Here is a 16,982-nt window from a genome sequence, read left to right as displayed (position 1 = left end):
GAAATCTAAATCATAAATTTAGATATATTATGAACAAAAAATGCTAAGAAGTCTTTGAAATAGCAGGAGAGTATTCAAGTTTTATGGTGATGCCTGATAATACAGGCATTATCATTTAGACCTGCGGGCAATAAAGTGCATAGAGGGTATTAAGTACCTGCACCATTTTTTCATCTTTAATTGAATAAAAAATTTGCTTGCCATCACGGCGGGTATTCACCACATCACTTTTACGCAGCATCATTAATTGTTGCGATAAAGTAGGCTGATGAATTTGAGTTATTTCTTCAATTTGCGATACGTTTAATTCTTGTTGAGATAAATGACAAAGAATTAAAAGACGGTCACTATTCGCCAAAGATTTTAAAATTCCAACAACGGTATCCGCAGATTCACGCATTGATGTGATTTCAAGACCATCGTTCATTGCTTTATTCTCTTAATTTACAGCTAACCCAATATATATTAGGCGGGAGTGGAAGATAAATTATATAACATAAATCATTATTTATATATGAGAACAAGTATCATTTAAGAAAAGATATCAGCCAATCATAAATAATGGGCTGATATTCTAATCAAAAAATTGATAAAAAAGTGGCTGAGTTACAATAAAACCTATTTTTTCACTTGTTCAAAACTTTTTAATTCTTTCTCACTAAATTCACTCGATGCAGCTAACAATTCGTGAATTTCTGGGTTATACCAAGCAAAGTATTCCGACATTTTTGCACTAAAAGTATCATCTAGGCTTATCTGCGTAGCATTGTGTTGCAACAAGGCTTGCTGATCTAAACTGCTGATAAAACTTTTTAAGGTGGCACTATCAAAATAATATGCAGACTTAAATTGTGCAGAATCTGCAGCGCGTTGTAATACGGTTTTGGTCATTTTTTCCAAAACTTTCAGATTTAAAGGGATGTGTGCGCTATAACGCTGCAAAAGCCCTTGAATCAATACGAAATTATTTAAACTTGGTTTTGCCAGTTCAGCTAAGGCATAGAGTTCATGCTGTGTAGCTGGGTTCGGCTGTAATTGCAGATTTGCTTCTGTAACCCAATTTTGCTGAATAAAGTACGCCACAATTTTTTCGATTTCTTGAGAAAGTTCTTGCGCCGTCCATGCCAAGAAAAACTCTTGCTTCAAATATGGATAAATCGCCTGCAGTTTTTGCATTAAATCTGCGCATGATAATGCTAAATTTTGTTCATTAAACTGCTGCACAATTAATGCTACACACGCAGGCAAAATAAAGCAGTGCAAAATATTATTGCTAAAATAGCTCAATAAGATTTTTTGGCTTTCTGCGACTCGAATCTGTTCTACACCATCTTGGTTATAACGCTCAACTTGTTTAAGTTTTAGCGCATATTCAATAATTTCTTGTGGATTTAAACCCGTAATAATCATACGTGGGTCGTAGCACAATTGTTTGAGCAAACGTCGATATTGTTCAATTCGGGCGAGCAGCTCATCTTGTTTCAATGCATGCTGATCGGCATTTAATAAAATCAGAGAGATGAGGGCGATTGGGTTAATCACCACCGCTTTATTGATATTTTCCAAGATTGCATGCGCAGTATGATCTACCGTGTGAATCACAGAGGTCGGTAGTTCATCATTTATGTTCAGTTTTACATCGCGTGCTTGGTTGGCAGTTAAAACATCATCTAAAAATACAGGTTCGCCAAAGTTGACATAGACCTGACCAAAGACTTTTTCAATTTTACGGGCAGAGTTTAAAATACCCAATAAAGATTCGGCTTCTTTCGGTTTGCCGTTTAATTCATTTAAATAAGATGTGCCTTCAATCAGTTTTTCATAACCAAAATACGTTGGAATAAATGCAATTGGTTTGGTTGCTCCGCGTAAATGGCTTTGAATGGTCATCGACAACATGCCTTTTTTCGGCGGTAACAATAAACCTGTACGTGAGCGTCCACCTTCAATGAAGTATTCGAGTGGGGTGTTGCGTGACAATAAACTGTGTAAATATTCTTTAAATACCGAGGTGTATAATTCATTGCCGCTGAAAGTACGGCGAATAAAATACGCACCTGCACCACGCATTAATTGACCCACAATTGGTAAATTTAAATTAATACCTGCTGCAATATGCGGCACCATCAAGCCACGATTAAAAATCACATAAGACAGCAACAAATAGTCGATGTGGCTACGATGACAAGGGGTATAGACGATTTCATAGTCTTTGGCGAGTTCGCGTACCGTGTCAAAGTGATGCACTTCAATGCCATCATAGAGCTGTGTCCAAAGCTTGGTCAGTGCCAGTTCAGCAAAACGCAAAGTCGAATAAGAAAAGTCCGATACAATTTCAGTTAAATAGCTTTTAGCACGGTTTTCTGCTTCAAACATACTGACTTTTTGTTCGATACTTTCTTTACGAATAGCTTGTTGTACTGCGTCACTTTTCATCAACGCATGAATCAAATTACGGCGGTCAGATAAGTCTGGGCCTAAAATCGCTTCTTTGTGTTGATTAAAATTGTGTTCCAGATGTTGCTCAATAAAGTGCGCAGGCGATAAGTGTGGTTGTTGTTGTGTGGCTTGTTCAATAAGCTGACGTAAGGAAATTGCTTTATGAAACTCGATGTAGTTATCACGTGAATAGAGCGAAATATTAATGGTTTGTTTAAGCTTGTTTGGCGTAGACCATGCATCGGCAAATAATGCTTTAAACCAAGAGTCTTCGTATTCGGGTGAACGTCCCCAAAGTACAGTTACGGGAACTAACAACACATCATGTTCAGGATGTTGCTCTAAGGTTTCAATGAGTCGAATCAATTTAGCAGAGTAGTGATAAGCACTGTGCTGTGGGTTTTTCTCACGCAAGACCAAAATGGAATCGTCTTCCTGATGCTCGGCAATGTTTAAAGGCGCATACACAGAAGGTAAACCACGAGATTGCGTCTGCTGATCAATCAATACGGTATTGCTGAGAGAGGCATCTTGCAGCACATAACAAAATTGTGTTTTTTCAGAGCTTTGTGCAACACGATGTTCTAATTCTGCAGTCGTGCCTAATACTTGTGGCGTCACAATCTTATCTAAGATTTTTTTAGTGAAATTACGATAAAGCTGACTGTAACGTTTATTAGACATTGCATTCCCTACATTTTGTTATGTGTTGCTATTGTCAAAAAATAAATAGCGAATTTCAAACCCAAGTGCCGAGAAAATCGACAATTAAACTGAGGTCGTCATCTCTTTATTCTAATTCGCATTTTGTTGAAAGCTAATCATATTTTTGTATAAAACAATTTTCGTGAAACATCGGCAAAAATTTTATAAAAAGGTATGATAATTTAAATTTTGTTTATATAGATATAACTTAGGGAATAATCATGACCACAGATGCAGCTTTTTCAACACCAGCAAATTTAGGGATTGCCGTATATAGCAATAATGCAGAAGCGATTGGTAACACGCCATTGGTACGCATTAACCGTTTAATTTCTGGCGATGCAACGGTTTTAGCCAAAGTGGAAAGCCGTAACCCTGCATTTTCTGTGAAATGCCGTATTGGTGCTGCTTTAATTGCCGATGCTGAAAAACGTGGCGTGTTAAAAGCAGGTATGCATATTGTAGAACCGACCAGCGGTAATACAGGAATCGCTTTGGCATTTGTAGCTGCAGCAAAAGGTTATGAGATTACACTAACGATGCCTGCAAGCATGAGTATTGAGCGCCGTAAGGTGTTGAAAGCGTTGGGTGCAAATTTGGTGCTGACTGAGCCTGCAAAAGGTATGAAAGGCGCGGTGGATGAAGCAGAGCGTTTGGCAACCGAACATCCTGAAACTTATTATTTGCCGCAGCAGTTTAATAACCCTGCCAATCCGCAAATTCATGAAGAAACCACAGGCCCAGAAATTTGGGCAGCAACAGGCGGCAAGGTCGATATTCTTGTTGCAGGTGTAGGTACAGGCGGTACGATTTCTGGTATTTCGCGTTATTTCAAAAAGGTAAAAGGTCAGGCATTGCATACTGTTGCAGTCGAGCCTGCTGAATCTCCAATTATCGCTCAGGCCAAGCGTGGTGAAGCCATTACGCCTGCACCACATAAAATTCAGGGGATTGGCGCTAACTTTATTCCAAAAAACCTAGATTTAGATTTGGTGGATGAAGTGATTGCGATTGAAAGTGCTGAAGCAATTGACTGGGCGCGTAAAACAGCAACCCAAGAAGGTATTTTAGTCGGTATTTCAAGTGGTGCAGCAATGGCTGCTGCTGCAAAATTGGCGGCACGTCCTGAAAATGCAGGTAAAAATATTGTGGTGATTTTACCTGACAGTGGTGAGCGTTATTTATCTTCAGTATTATTTGAAGATATTAGTGCAGAATGATGTGTCTTTAGACAGTCAAAAGAATTTGAAAAATCCCAAAGTTTGAACTTTGGGATTTTTTATTTAGAGAATAAATTTATGAGGTGAGTTAATACGTTCTGAAAAGCAAATTTCTTTCTACTTAGACGCTAATATTTAGCGGGATCAGCAATGAATCCAACGAAGCTAACTATGTAAAAATCAAACAATCGCAGATACTTTATCTGGCGTCATCAGTGCTTGATTAATATATAGCTTGATTAAGCGTTCACGTGACCCAATAGCTTTTTGATAATGGGTAGAATTGAGTAATAACGACGCACCATAAGTTACTGTCCAAATATAAGACAGATAATCACGGATCGACATCGCGCTGTTAAAGGACTCTAAATAGGCTTGGGTGATGTCCTTAATTTCTAAAATACGCTGCTCACGAATATCGTATAACTGTTCAAACAATTCATTTAGTTTACGTTCATTATTGGTTAAGCGTTCTTCAATTGAGTGCAGCAAAATCGTACGGTTGGAATTAAGCATGTTATACAGCATGTACTGCGAAACATAAGTTTGAAAGTTATGGTGATACTGTTTGGAAATATCCAATAAACGCTGTTCATTTAAAATAATTAACTCTAAATAGAGCTGATTTTTACTTTTGAAATATTTATAAATTGTGCCTTTGGCAATATCTAACTCTGCAGCCAACTCACTTAATGTAATATCATTATGATTTTCCAGTAATAAAACCTCAGCCATTGCCAAAATTTTCTCTTTACGACGTCGGAAATTTTCTTGGCGTAGAGTCGTCATCAATCAATATTCCAATTACAACCAATTAAGCATGTTGGAGTCTAGTGCAGTTTGAGCAACTTGAAAATAGCACCAAGGTCTTGAAAAGGTAAGTTTTAACGTATGTTCATCAGTGAACCAATGAATTTAAAAAATATCATGTGAAAAATAGCACAATCCATAAGCCAAATCGGTTGTCAATAAAACTGAACCAAACAGGTCATTTTAGTGAAATAAAATTGGATTTCTAAAACTTTTATTCTATTTTTCATAAGCAAGGCCTAAAAGTCTAAGATCAATCAAGCATAGCAATTCAGCACTTTGCGAGATTGCAATGCTCATCTTTTGATTTACATTTAACGTGAATTACTTGCTAACTCACAGGGATGTTATTTGTAATTTTAAAAAGCATGGCTTTTACGGTAATCACTTTAAAAAGACGGTAATAAGGGACTAAAAATGATTGTAATTGTAGATGCTGTACGTACCGCAATGGGCGGCTTTCAAGGTTCACTGGCAAGTTGTACAGCACCCGATTTAGGCGCGGTTGCAATTCAACACGCAGTTGCACGTGCAGGTTTAAGTGGGACTGACATTGATGAAGTAATTTTTGGTTGTGTATTGCCTGCAGGTTTGAAGCAAGGCCCTGCACGTCAGGCGATGCGTCAAGCGGGTTTACCCGATAGTACAGGTGCAACCACCATCAATAAAATTTGTGGCTCTGGCATGAAAGCTGTTATGCAGGCAGCCGATGCTATTCAGGCAGGTTCAGCGCAGATTGTGGTCGCTGGCGGTATGGAATCTATGTCGAATGCGCCGTATTTGCTAGATAAAGCACGTGCAGGTTTCCGTATGGGACACGGCAAAGTCACAGACCACATGTTTCAGGAAGGTTTAGAAGATGCTGAAACAGGCTTGTCGATGGGCGTGCTGGCGCAAGACATGGCAGACAAGAAAAACTATACCCGTGAGCAGCAGGATGAATACGCAATTCGCTCTTTAAACCGCGCGGTAGAAGCCATTCAAAACGGTTATTTTAAAAATGAAATCGTGCCTGTCACTGTTCATTCACGTAAAGGTGATGTGATTGTCGATCAGGATGAACAACCGTTAAATGCCAAAGTCGATAAAATTAGCAGTTTGCGTCCCGCATTTAAAAAAGATGGCACGATTACAGCCGCCAATGCCAGCTCTATTTCAGATGGCGCATCTGCTCTAGTGATTACATCAGATGTGGTTGCGGCAGAGCGTGGCTTAAAACCGCTTGCAAAAGTTGTGGCATACGCGACACATTCACAACATCCTTCTGAGTTTACTCTTGCTCCTGTAGGGGCGATTCAAAAAGTGCTAGATAAAGCAGGGTGGTCGGTTGCCGATGTAGATTTGTGGGAAATTAATGAAGCCTTTGCCATGGTAACCATGCTTGCGATAGATGCTTTTGATTTAGACCCTGCCAAAGTGAATATTCAGGGTGGTGCATGTGCTTTGGGGCATCCTCTAGGTTCTTCAGGTTCACGTATTATTGTGACGCTCATTCATGCATTGCAACGTATAGGCGCGAAAAAAGGCGTGGCATCTTTATGTATTGGCGGTGGTGAAGCCACAGCGATTGCGGTGGAGTTAGTTTAAGTCCAGCTCGTCTAACTGCAGATTCATCTATAAAAAATAGAGTTCTCGAAAGAACTCTATTTTTTTAACTTTTAACTTTTAACTTATTAACAATAACAATGAAGTTTTATGCTTGGATAAACTGCTTCACTGCTTGGTTAAATTCATTTGGCAATTCTACGTTAGAAATGTGCGATGCATTGATTTCAAACAATTGGCTATTGGCAATACGTTCAACCATAAATTGACCATCGACAACTGTTGTCACAGGGTCTTGCTGACCTGCAACCACTAAAACAGGCACAGTGATGTCTTTAAGTTGTTCACGTACATCCGCTTTAGCCAAAGCTTCGCAACAGCTCGCATAACCTTCGGCGCTGCCAGCTGCCAAGTCGTTTTGAAGATTGTTGACCACTGTCGCGTTGCTTTGGATAAAGGGTTCAGTAAACCAGCGTGATGCTGCAGTCGAAGCAATCGGTTGTAAACCTTGTTCGCGTACCAATGCGGCACGGTCATTCCAAGCCTGTTCTTGACCAATTTTTGCCGCAGTATTACACACCACCACCTGATTAAAACGTTCAGGGCGATGAATCGCTAACCATTGACCTGTTAAACCGCCCATAGAAATACCACAGAAAGCCGCTTTTTCAACATTTAAGTGATCGAGTAGATTTACAACATCTTGACCCAATTGATCAATGCTATATGGACCTTGCGGAGCTGATGATGCACCGTGACCACGTGTGTCGTAGCAAATTACAAAAAAGTCTTGCTGGAAAAAATCAATCTGTGCTTGCCACATTTTGAAGTTTGTACCCAGCGAGTTTGAAAAAATCAGTGCAGGTTTTGTAGCATCACCAAAAGTTTGGTAATTGATTTGCGCATCATTTGAGGTAAAAGTTGGCATTTTTTTTTAAATCCTTAATCTTATAAATCCCCCTAAATCCCCCTTTATGAAAGGGGAACTTTTAATGAGGATTAAACACGTTCAATAATCAAAGCAATACCTTGACCAACACCAATACACATTGAACATAAACCGTATTTACCGCCAGTTTGTTCAAGTTGGTTCAGTGCTGTAGTGACTAAACGCGCACCAGATGCACCAAGTGGGTGACCTAAAGCAATTGCACCACCGTTTGGATTGACTTTCTCTGAACCATCTTCAATGCCTAAGTCACGAGTACATGCTAATGCTTGTGCAGCAAAGGCTTCGTTCAGTTCAATCACGTCCATTTGTTCAATGGTCAAACCTGTTTGTGCCAACAATTTTTTGATTGCAGGCGCAGGACCAAAGCCCATAATACGTGGTTCAACACCAACAACAGTTGAAGCAATGATTTTGGCACGTGGTTTTAAGCCGTGTTGTGCAACCGCTTCTTCAGAAGCAATCAGTAGGGCAGCCGCACCATCGTTAATACCTGACGCGTTACCTGCAGTCACAGTACCGTCTGCTTTTACCACTGGCTTTAATTTTGCCAATGCTTCTGCTGTGGTTGATGCACGTGGATGTTCGTCTGCAGCAACAACGACAGGCTCGCCTTTACGTTGTGGAATTTCCACTGCAATAATTTCTTTGTCAAAGAAACCGCGTGCTTGTGCAGCAGCAGTACGTTGTTGGCTGGTTAGAGCAAACAAGTCTTGATCGGCACGGTTAATATTGAACTGTTCCGCTACATTTTCAGCAGTTTGCGGCATAGTTTCTACGCCGTACATTTCTTTGAGTTTCGGGTTAATGAAACGCCAGCCCATTGTGGTGTCTTCAATTTTTTGACTACGACCATAAGCAGATTCTGATTTACCCATCACAAATGGAGCGCGGCTCATTGATTCAACACCACCTGCAATAATCAGGTTTGCTTCACCTGCTTTAATTGCACGTGCGGCCATTGCAATTGCGTCTAGCGATGAACCACATAAACGGTTTACAGTGGTTGCTGGCACTTGGTACGGTAAACCTGCTAAAAGTGCAGACATACGACCCACGTTACGGTTGTCTTCACCTGCTTGGTTGGCACAGCCGTAAATCACGTCATCAACTTGTTCCCAGTTTACAGATGGATTGCGTTGCATAAGTGCTTTGATCGGTAATGCGCCTAAGTCATCAGCACGGACTGGAGCTAAACCACCTGCATAACGACCAAATGGGGTACGGATGGCATCGACGATATATGCGTTTTTCATATTTTATTTTCCAAATATCTTAATCTCTCCCAACCTCCCTTTAAAAAAGGGAGGAGATTCCCACCTAAAATTACTTGATGGAAGTCCCCCTTTGAAAAAGGGGGATTTAGGGGGGATTAAAAATTATATTTAAAGACGATTAAGCCTGAGTCGCATCAATCAGCTTTGCACCAGTCAATGACTGTAATTCTTCAAAGCTCAAGCCTTCAACTTTTTCAAGAACTTTCATGCCTTCAGGAGTTACGTCAATCACACATAAGTCAGTGTAAATGCGGTCTACACATTTCAAGCCAGTTGCTGGGTAAGTCAATTCAGCCACGATTTTTGGTTCACCTTTTTTGGTGACGTGATCGGTTGTGATAAAGACTTTTTTCGCACCAACGGCTAAGTCCATTGCGCCACCAACAGCAGGAATCGCATCTGGCGCACCTGTGTGCCAGTTTGCCAAGTCGCCATTTTCAGCCACTTGGAATGCACCCAATACTGCGATGTCTAAGTGACCGCCACGCATCATGGCAAAAGAGTCACCATGATGGAAGAATGAGCCGCCTGTTAGCATGGTCACGAATTCTTTACCTGCGTTGATTAACTCAGGGTCTTCTTCACCTGCAGGAGGTGGTGGACCGAAAGCCAATAAACCGTTTTCAGAGTGTAAGAATACGTCTTTGTCTGAAGGCAGGTAGTTTGAAATTTTAGTTGGTAAGCCAATGCCGAGGTTGACATAAGCACCGTCTGGAATGTCTTGTGCCACACGTTCAGCGATTTGATCACGTGTTAATTTGGTATAGCTCATGATGTTCTCCTTCACGTGACAGTTATGCAGATTGTTCAGGTTGTTTTGCGCCAACGGCAACAACGTGCTGAACGAAAATACCCGGAGTGATGATGTGTTCAGGATCTAACGCGCCTAACTCAACCACTTCAGAAACCTGTGCAATTGTCACATCGGCAGCCATCGCCATGATTGGGCCAAAGTTACGTGCAGATTTACGGTACACCAAGTTACCCCAACGGTCGCCTTGCTGTGCTTTAATTAAAGCAAAGTCTGCGCGGATTGGGTTTTCTAGTACGTAGTCTTTACCTTCATAATTTAAGGTTGGTTTGCCTTCTGCAAGTAAAGTACCAAAACCTGTAGGGGTATAGATTGGACCTAGACCCATACCTGCAGCCTGAATACGGCATGCCAAGTTACCTTGCGGCACCAGTTCAAGCTCGATTTTGCCTGCGCGGTAAAGTTCATCAAATACCCAAGAGTCAGACTGACGTGGGAATGAACAGATAATTTTACGTACCGCGCCAGCTTTTAGCAGTTTCGCTAAACCGTAGTCACCATTACCTGCGTTGTTGTTTACAATAATTAAATCTTTGATGCCAAGTTCAATCAAACCATCAATGAGTTCCGCTGGCTGACCTGCGGTACCAAAACCACCAATCATGATGGTTGAACCATCTTTAATTTGCGAAAGGACTTCTGTTAAAGAAGTTTGACTTTTATCAATCATAATGTGTCCTAGACAATTGCCTGTCCATTAACTTTTGGAACTTTGAGTTGAAGGTAGGGGTGCTGCTGAGTTGTCGCGTTTGGTTAATACCCAATGTGCGATCAAACCAATACAGATGCCCCAAAATACAGAACTTAGCCCTAAAAACTGCATGCCAGAGGCAGTTGCTAAAAAGGTGATGAGGGCTGCATCACGCTGTGATTCTTTACTCATTGCAACTGAAATATTGGTGGCAATTGCACCTAAAAGTGCAAGTCCAGCCAACGCTGCAATCAGTTCTTTGGGCAATAGGCTAAATAGCATGACGATGCTACCCGCAAATAACCCACCTAAAATATAGAAAATACCGTTTGCAACACCTGCAATATATCGCTTTTCTTTCAGTTCGTGCGCATCTTTACCTAAGCATAATGCTGCAGTAATAGAGGCAAGTACAATGGTAATTCCTCCTACACATGCAACGGCAAGAGAAGCGATACTGGTCGCACTAATAATAGGCTTAGCAGGCATGTCATAACCGCTAATTTTAATAATTGCCATGCCCGGTAAAAACTGTCCAGACAAGCTGACTAAAATTAAAGGTAATGCCAAGTTTAAGGTTGAATTCCACGTCCATTCAGGAACAATAAACTGTGGAATTGCCAAACTAAAATTGGTGGTGACAGGGTTAATTTTACCGAGCATTAAGCTGAGTATAATGCCTGCAGCAAGCACCCAAATCATGGCATAACGTGGACTAAAACGCTTTGCCAATAAAAATACCGCTAGCATCCCAAATACAATGTATGGCAGGGTATCGGTTGCAGTAAATAAGCCTAAGCCAAATTGAACCAAAATACCTGCCATCATGCCTGCTGCGACTTCTTGCGGAATCCAAGACAGGAGTTTGTCAAAATAACCTGTGATTCCAATCAAAAAAATCACCACAGCAGAGGTGATGTAGGCTGCAACTGCTTCATTTAGGGTAATATCGGGAAACAGTGTGACCAGCAATGCGGTACCGGGTGCAGACCAAGCGGTGACCACAGGCACTTTGTATTTAATGGACAAAAAGATACCTGCGACAGCAGCACCAATAGAAATTCCCCAAATCCATGAAATCATCATGTCTGGGGAAACTTGGGCTTGCTGTGCCGCTTGGAAAAAGATGATCAATGGCCCTGAATAGGAGATCAGCACTGCTAAGAATCCTGCAACAGTGGCTGAAATTGACCAGTCATTTTTTAAAGTTTGGAACAGGTGACTCATTGACGATTTGCCTCCTTGCGTCAAGCAATGATCCTGTTGAAGTTGGTCATGATCTTGGCTTAGCCCTGATCACCACCACCTACAGGTACAACGGTACCTGTCATGTACGATGACTCATCAGAAGCAAGGAACAGAATCGCATTCACTTGTTCCTGAATGGTGCCATAGCGACCCAAGAAGGTACGATCAATGGTTTGATCGACCACTTGTTGCATCCACTCTTTTTCAGATTCTGAAAGTGGGTTGGCATTACGTGGCACTTTACGTGGTGGCGCTTCTGTACCGCCAGTTGCAATAGCATTCACACGAATACCATCTTTGGCATGTTCAAAGGCGAGGGAAGCGGTTAAACCGTTTACACCACCTTTAGACGCCGAATATGGCACGCGGTTAATACCACGTGTTGCAATTGAAGATACGTTTACAATGGTACCTTTCTGGTTTTTCACCATTTCAGGCAATACTGCGCGGCAGCACCACATAGTAGGGAACAATGAACGATTCACTTCCTTGATAATTTCTTCTTCAGAAAATTCTTGGAAAGGTTTCATCCAAATTGCACCACCGACGTTGTTGATGAGTACATCGACACGGCCATAGGTATCGAGTGCTTTTGCAACAACAGATTCTGCGCCTGCAAAAGTTTCAAGATTGGCTTTTACAGTAACAGCATCGCCACCAAGCTCTTCAATTTCAGCCAACACTTCTTCTACATAGGGAGAAAGGTCTGCCATAACCACTTGGGCACCTTCACTTGCCACTTGTAAAGCCACACCGCGACCAATGCCTTGAGCGGCACCAGTCACGATTACAACTTTGTTTTCAAATCTTTTTGTGCGATTCATTGTATTCTCCGACTATGTTTCTAGACTGTATAACAAACTTAGTTGGCAGAGAATTTTTCAAATAGGAAGCTTGCAGGTTTAACACCTTCTGCATCTAACCAGCCACGTACCGCTTCTACCATTGGCACTGGACCACATAGGTAGATGTCTACATCACCACCGTTAAGCCATTCGTTTTCGATATGACCTGTAACATAACCCTTACGCTCATGTGCAGATTCTGGGTTAGCGACTACAGTGCGATATTCGAACCAAGAGAATTTTTCTTGTAGTTCGTTTAATTTTTCAATTGCAACCAAGTCAAAGTCATTGGTCACACCAAAAACTAAACGTACAGGGTGCTCAGAACCTTTTTCTTCAAGTACTTGCAGCATAGACATAAATGGTGCGATACCTGTACCACCTGCTAACATCACTACAGGGCGTGCTACATTACGTAAGTAGAAGCTACCAAATGGACCCGTAAAGGTCATTTTGTCGCCAGCTTTGGCATTTTGGCTTAAGAATTCGCTCATTTTGCCGTTTGGTACGTTACGTACTACAAAACCAGTTAAGCGGTTACCAGGCTTAGAGCTGAAAGAATATGAACGGGTTTCTGTTGTACCAGGAATACCCACATTCACATATTGACCTGCAAGGAAGTGAATGTCTGGTTGACCTTCATCTAACTGAATATCAAAGGTAATCGTCGAGTCAGATAAGTTTTCAACACGTGCTAATGTACCTTCAAATGCATGAATTTCAGTTTTACATACATCAGAAGTGGCTTGAATTTGGAATACTGCGTCTGAAGTTGGTTTACATTGGCATGCAAGAATATAGCCTTGTTCAGCTTCTTCTGGTGTCAATGCATCTTCAATATAAGTTTCTTCAGGCATGTCATACGAACCTGATTCACAAAACGCACGGCACGTTCCACATGCACCGTCACGGCAGTCCAAAGGAATATTGATCTTTTGACGGTAAGCTGCGTCTGACAGTGTTTCACCATCTGTAACAGAAATAAAACGTGTAACGCCATCTTCAAATTGAAGTGCAACATTGTGGTTTGACATGGCTGAATATCCTATATAAATCTTTGAAACTAGACCTTTCAGCCAAGATTCCATCTGGCTGAAAGGTTTTTACCTTGCTGTAAATGAATACAGTCTTAGAGGTGGTAGATATCGATTACTTGGTTGATGTAATCGTTTTTCAGCACCACGTACTTGCTTAAAATTTGCGGTTTGTCGCCAGAAAAATCGATTTCATAGCGTGACATACCAAAGTAGCTGTAGTTAGTTTTGTAACGGAAACTTAAAGTGTTCCAGTTAAAACGTACAGTCACTTTATTGCCATCACGTTCAACAATTTCAATGTTGCTGATGTTGTGGCTTGTGCGTGTATCTGGCATGGTTGCAGATGAACGCTCAGTTTTGATACGGAACACACGGTCTTCTAAACCTTGACGGTCTGGATAGTAAATCAAAGAGATTTCAGACTGTGGATCTTGAGTTAAACGGTCATCGTCATCCCAAGCTGGCATCCAGAAAGAAGCAGTAGGAGCGTAGCACTGTAACCACTCATCCCATTGCTCATCATCTAAAAAGCGAGCTTCTTGATAAAGGAATTGAGCAATATTTTCTAAAGTAATCGCGCTCATGCGTTTTCTCCTTCAGTAGATGCAGCAATTTCTTTTTCAGTCGCAATACCTTTTTTGATTAGATCTAACCAATGTTGGTGCTGTGCAAGGTATAAACCTTCGTCTTCAGTTTTAATACCTGAAAGTTTTGGTTTTAAACCGATTTCGTTTGCAGCATCGTCTGGACCTTGGATCCAATGCTTAGAACCACGGCACATATCGTTCCACTCAAGTGCGATACCTGCGTAGCCAACTTGACATGCACGGAATTCTTCAAGATCGTCTGGTGTAGCCATACCTGATGCGTTAAAGAAGTCTTCGTACTGACGAATACGGCGTGCGCGTGCTTCTGGCTCTTCACCTACAGGTGCGATACAGTAAATCGTCACTTCAGTCTTATCGACAGAAAGAGGACGTAACACACGAATTTGTGAACCGAACTGATCCATGAAGTACACGTTTGGATAGATACACAAGTTACGTGAACGCTCGATCATCCATTTCGCCATTGCTTCACCGAATTGCTCGGTGTATTCATCTTTCTTGGCAAAGTTAGGACGGTCTTCTGGGTTAGCCCATTGAGTCCAAAGGAGCATGTGACCATTTTCAAAGCCGTAAGAACCACCGCCTTGTTTGCCCCATGAACCTGCGCTCATTGCACGGATGTTATCGCCAGCTTCTTTTTCTTTACGTTGCTGAGTTGTTGCAGCGTAGTTCCAGTGTACTGCAGACACGTGGTAACCATCGGCACCGTTTTCAGCAGTTAACTTCCAGTTACCTTCATAGGTGTAAGTCGAAGAACCACGTAAAACTTCAAGACCTTGTTGAGATTGACCCACAATCATGTCAATGATTTTAGTCGCTTCGCCTAGGTATTCTTCTAAAGAAGGAACATCTGGGTTTAAGCTACCAAACAAGAAACCTTTATAGCTTTCAAAGCGGGCAACTTTTTTCAAGTCGTGTGAACCGTCTTTGTTAAAGCAATCTGAATAACCTGCATCTGCTGGGTCTTTTACTTTTAACAACTTACCAGAGTTGTTGAAAGTCCAACCGTGGAATGGGCAAGTATAAGTTGCTTTGTTACCACGCTTGTAACGACATAATTGTGCACCACGGTGTGAACACGAGTTGATCATGGCATTCAATTCGCCATTGCGGTTACGCGCAATGATGATTGGCTGACGACCAATGTAAGTGGTGTAGTAGTCATTGTTGTTTGGAATTTGGCTTTCATGTGCCAAATAAACCCAGTTGCCTTCAAAAATGTATTTCATTTCTAGGTCAAACAGGGCTTGGTCTGTGAATACTGAACGGTGTAATTTAAATTCACCAGATTCAAAATCATCAACCAATAATTCGTCAATACGGTCTAAGTGGCTAGTATTGATAACAGGAATACGAGGCATGTCCTTTCTCCGACTTTCCAAGGAGGGCAGTCATCGGGATGGGGCAACGACCACATCCCGATTCCATTTCAAATTATGCGCTTGCGCGGCGACGTTCAACTTCAGTAGAAGGAACGCCAGCTTGATCTTTCTGAAGAACAATGTTGAACTGGATGTGTTTGAAAGGACCTTTCAGACCACGTTTTGCAATTTCAGCTTCATCAGTCACGTCAACCGCAGTTGCCACCAGACCTTCACGAGTCGCGAATGCAAAGTCATCCCACAGGTATTGGTCGCCTTCAATATTGAATTGAGTAGTCAGCTTGCGGTAACCTGGTGCAGATACGAAGTAATGTACGTGCGATGGACGGTTACCGTGACGGCCTAGCTTGTCCAGTACAAACTGAGTTGTACCTTCTGGAGGGCAGCCATAACCCACTGGCATTGTCGTCAATGCAGTATATTGACCATCGGCAGCGGTAATGATGCTGCGACGCAGGTTAAAGTCAGACTGTGACTTGTCAAAGAATGAGTAGTTGCCCAGGCTGTTGGCATGCCAGATTTCAACTTTAGCACCTTCAACACGGTTGCCGTCAGTATCAGTCACTGTACCTTCAATGATCAGCGTCGGGATTTTGCCTTCTTCAGAACCATCGTCCATACGCGCAAAGCTTACTGTTTCAGGTGCGCCAGAGACATAAAGTGGACCTTCAATCGTACGTGGCGTACCGCCAGTAATGCCTGCTTTAGCATCCGCTTCATCAGCACGTAAGTCTAGGTAGTGTTCCAGACCCAAACCTGCAGCCAATAAACCTAATTCGTTCGCTTGACCGGCATCAGTAAAGTATTCCAGACCTTTCCACAGTTCTGACTGAGAAATATCAAGATCTTCGATCGCTTGGAAAAGGTCACCCAATAAACGCACAACAACTTGTTGTACACGTTCATCTACAGGGCCTGTCGCTGTATCAACGTTCATTTGCTTAACTAATGCATCAATTTCTTGGCGATTCATTTTCATTCTCCTTGGAGGTGTGCTTTGGTGGCGAATATCTCTGGACTAAAAACGAGATAATTGGCTGCCACTTTCCTTGTTTACTTGGTTTGCTAAATGTTTACTTTGGTGCTGGAGTAAGGTGCTTACTCCAGTTTCCGAATTAAATCAGGTGTCATCTTCACGAATTGATGAAGGGTGGCGGTTCAATGCCATCACTTCAATATTCATGTAAGGGTAGAGCGGAAGACCTTGCAAAATGTTGTGAAGTTCTTCATTGCTCTCAACATCAAAAATACTGATGTTTGAATACTGGCCAGTAATACGCCAAATATGACGCCATTTACCTTGACGCTGTAATTCCTGTGAATATGCTTTTTCAACGGCTTTAATTTCGTTAGCAGTTTCTGCTGGCATATCCAATGGGATGTTTACATCCATACGTACGTGGAAAAGCATGGGT

At 41.8% G+C, this 16,982-nt stretch carries 16 protein-coding genes; 2 read left to right on the top strand and 14 right to left on the bottom strand.

Annotated elements, in window-relative coordinates; genetic code table 11:
• Positions 1-115 precede the first annotated feature (115 nt).
• Both C3Y93_RS02730 and plsB read right to left on the bottom strand, forming a co-directional pair.
• Positions 116-427, bottom strand: coding sequence for an ArsR/SmtB family transcription factor (locus C3Y93_RS02730; RefSeq protein ID WP_004973501.1), 312 nt, complete (start codon positions 425-427; stop codon positions 116-118).
• Between the two features lie 191 nt (positions 428-618).
• Positions 619-3,123: a glycerol-3-phosphate 1-O-acyltransferase PlsB gene (gene plsB / locus C3Y93_RS02725; protein WP_104851988.1), complete on the bottom strand. Its 2,505-nt coding sequence runs from the start codon at positions 3,121-3,123 to the stop codon at positions 619-621.
• 242 nt (positions 3,124-3,365) lie between these two features.
• On the opposite strand from plsB, the gene cysK reads away from it, so the two are divergent.
• Positions 3,366-4,364 (top strand): cysteine synthase A, encoded by a 999-nt coding sequence (gene cysK / locus C3Y93_RS02720; protein ID WP_004973505.1) that lies wholly within the window; start codon positions 3,366-3,368, stop codon positions 4,362-4,364.
• A gap of 180 nt (positions 4,365-4,544) precedes the next feature.
• Here cysK and C3Y93_RS02715 read toward each other — a convergent pair whose 3' ends face one another.
• Positions 4,545-5,153 carry a TetR/AcrR family transcriptional regulator gene (locus C3Y93_RS02715; RefSeq protein ID WP_004973506.1) on the bottom strand — a complete coding sequence of 203 codons (609 nt, stop codon included), beginning with the start codon at positions 5,151-5,153 and terminating at the stop codon, positions 4,545-4,547.
• A gap of 438 nt (positions 5,154-5,591) precedes the next feature.
• On the opposite strand from C3Y93_RS02715, the gene C3Y93_RS02710 reads away from it, so the two are divergent.
• On the top strand, positions 5,592-6,761 hold the full coding sequence (locus C3Y93_RS02710; RefSeq protein WP_096901606.1) for a thiolase family protein: 1,170 nt from the start codon (positions 5,592-5,594) through the stop codon (positions 6,759-6,761).
• Positions 6,762-6,867: 106 nt separating this feature from the next.
• On the opposite strand, the gene pcaD is transcribed toward C3Y93_RS02710, so the two are convergent.
• The 11 genes from pcaD to catC all read right to left on the bottom strand — a co-directional run bounded on the left by pcaD (position 6,868) and on the right by catC (position 16,978).
• A complete protein-coding gene (pcaD, locus tag C3Y93_RS02705) occupies positions 6,868-7,647 on the bottom strand; it encodes a 3-oxoadipate enol-lactonase (protein ID WP_096901607.1) in 780 nt (259 codons plus the stop codon).
• Between the two features lie 71 nt (positions 7,648-7,718).
• Positions 7,719-8,924 (bottom strand): 3-oxoadipyl-CoA thiolase, encoded by a 1,206-nt coding sequence (gene pcaF / locus C3Y93_RS02700; protein WP_070155120.1) that lies wholly within the window; start codon positions 8,922-8,924, stop codon positions 7,719-7,721.
• A gap of 139 nt (positions 8,925-9,063) precedes the next feature.
• Entirely contained in the window at positions 9,064-9,717 is a 654-nt protein-coding gene (locus tag C3Y93_RS02695; RefSeq protein WP_104851987.1) for a 3-oxoacid CoA-transferase subunit B, read from the bottom strand.
• Between the two features lie 22 nt (positions 9,718-9,739).
• Positions 9,740-10,426 (bottom strand): 3-oxoacid CoA-transferase subunit A, encoded by a 687-nt coding sequence (locus C3Y93_RS02690; RefSeq protein ID WP_104851986.1) that lies wholly within the window; start codon positions 10,424-10,426, stop codon positions 9,740-9,742.
• Between the two features lie 27 nt (positions 10,427-10,453).
• Positions 10,454-11,674, bottom strand: a complete 1,221-nt coding sequence (gene benE / locus C3Y93_RS02685; protein ID WP_104851985.1) for a benzoate/H(+) symporter BenE — start codon at positions 11,672-11,674, stop codon at positions 10,454-10,456.
• Positions 11,675-11,733: 59 nt separating this feature from the next.
• Positions 11,734-12,519, bottom strand: a complete 786-nt coding sequence (benD, locus tag C3Y93_RS02680; RefSeq protein WP_104851984.1) for a benzoate diol dehydrogenase BenD — start codon at positions 12,517-12,519, stop codon at positions 11,734-11,736.
• Between the two features lie 38 nt (positions 12,520-12,557).
• Positions 12,558-13,574 carry a benzoate 1,2-dioxygenase electron transfer component BenC gene (benC, locus tag C3Y93_RS02675; RefSeq protein WP_019837573.1) on the bottom strand — a complete coding sequence of 339 codons (1,017 nt, stop codon included), beginning with the start codon at positions 13,572-13,574 and terminating at the stop codon, positions 12,558-12,560.
• Between the two features lie 95 nt (positions 13,575-13,669).
• Positions 13,670-14,161 (bottom strand): benzoate 1,2-dioxygenase small subunit, encoded by a 492-nt coding sequence (benB, locus tag C3Y93_RS02670; protein WP_104851983.1) that lies wholly within the window; start codon positions 14,159-14,161, stop codon positions 13,670-13,672.
• Positions 14,158-15,546 (bottom strand): benzoate 1,2-dioxygenase large subunit, encoded by a 1,389-nt coding sequence (benA, locus tag C3Y93_RS02665; protein WP_104851982.1) that lies wholly within the window; start codon positions 15,544-15,546, stop codon positions 14,158-14,160. The genes benB and benA overlap by 4 nt, the downstream gene beginning before the upstream one ends.
• A 73-nt stretch (positions 15,547-15,619) precedes the next feature.
• A complete protein-coding gene (catA, locus tag C3Y93_RS02660; RefSeq protein WP_004973528.1) occupies positions 15,620-16,540 on the bottom strand; it encodes a catechol 1,2-dioxygenase in 921 nt (306 codons plus the stop codon).
• A 147-nt stretch (positions 16,541-16,687) separates the two neighbouring features.
• Entirely contained in the window at positions 16,688-16,978 is a 291-nt protein-coding gene (gene catC, locus C3Y93_RS02655; protein WP_096901615.1) for a muconolactone Delta-isomerase, read from the bottom strand.
• Positions 16,979-16,982: the final 4 nt, after the last annotated feature.

The organism is Acinetobacter sp. SWBY1 (genome assembly GCF_002946595.1).
In the GTDB taxonomy this organism is placed as follows: Bacteria; Pseudomonadota; Gammaproteobacteria; order Pseudomonadales; family Moraxellaceae; genus Acinetobacter; species Acinetobacter towneri.
This window is presented reverse-complemented; position numbering and strand designations above follow the sequence as displayed.

Bases quoted from the DNA above. Each gene is read 5' to 3' on its own strand.
- C3Y93_RS02710 (WP_096901606.1), top strand. From the start codon at position 5,592: ATGATTGTAATTGTAGATGCTGTACGTACCGCAATGGGCGGCTTTCAA.
- C3Y93_RS02690 (WP_104851986.1), bottom strand. From the start codon at position 10,426: ATGATTGATAAAAGTCAAACTTCTTTAACAGAAGTCCTTTCGCAAATT.
- benA (WP_104851982.1), bottom strand. From the start codon at position 15,546: ATGCCTCGTATTCCTGTTATCAATACTAGCCACTTAGACCGTATTGAC.
- C3Y93_RS02715 (WP_004973506.1), bottom strand. From the start codon at position 5,153: ATGACGACTCTACGCCAAGAAAATTTCCGACGTCGTAAAGAGAAAATT.
- plsB (WP_104851988.1), bottom strand. From the start codon at position 3,123: ATGTCTAATAAACGTTACAGTCAGCTTTATCGTAATTTCACTAAAAAA.
- benE (WP_104851985.1), bottom strand. From the start codon at position 11,674: ATGAGTCACCTGTTCCAAACTTTAAAAAATGACTGGTCAATTTCAGCC.
- pcaD (WP_096901607.1), bottom strand. From the start codon at position 7,647: ATGCCAACTTTTACCTCAAATGATGCGCAAATCAATTACCAAACTTTT.
- benC (WP_019837573.1), bottom strand. From the start codon at position 13,574: ATGTCAAACCACAATGTTGCACTTCAATTTGAAGATGGCGTTACACGT.
- catA (WP_004973528.1), bottom strand. From the start codon at position 16,540: ATGAATCGCCAAGAAATTGATGCATTAGTTAAGCAAATGAACGTTGAT.
- catC (WP_096901615.1), bottom strand. From the start codon at position 16,978: ATGCTTTTCCACGTACGTATGGATGTAAACATCCCATTGGATATGCCA.
- benD (WP_104851984.1), bottom strand. From the start codon at position 12,519: ATGAATCGCACAAAAAGATTTGAAAACAAAGTTGTAATCGTGACTGGT.
- pcaF (WP_070155120.1), bottom strand. From the start codon at position 8,924: ATGAAAAACGCATATATCGTCGATGCCATCCGTACCCCATTTGGTCGT.
- C3Y93_RS02695 (WP_104851987.1), bottom strand. From the start codon at position 9,717: ATGAGCTATACCAAATTAACACGTGATCAAATCGCTGAACGTGTGGCA.
- C3Y93_RS02730 (WP_004973501.1), bottom strand. From the start codon at position 427: ATGAACGATGGTCTTGAAATCACATCAATGCGTGAATCTGCGGATACC.
- cysK (WP_004973505.1), top strand. From the start codon at position 3,366: ATGACCACAGATGCAGCTTTTTCAACACCAGCAAATTTAGGGATTGCC.
- benB (WP_104851983.1), bottom strand. From the start codon at position 14,161: ATGAGCGCGATTACTTTAGAAAATATTGCTCAATTCCTTTATCAAGAA.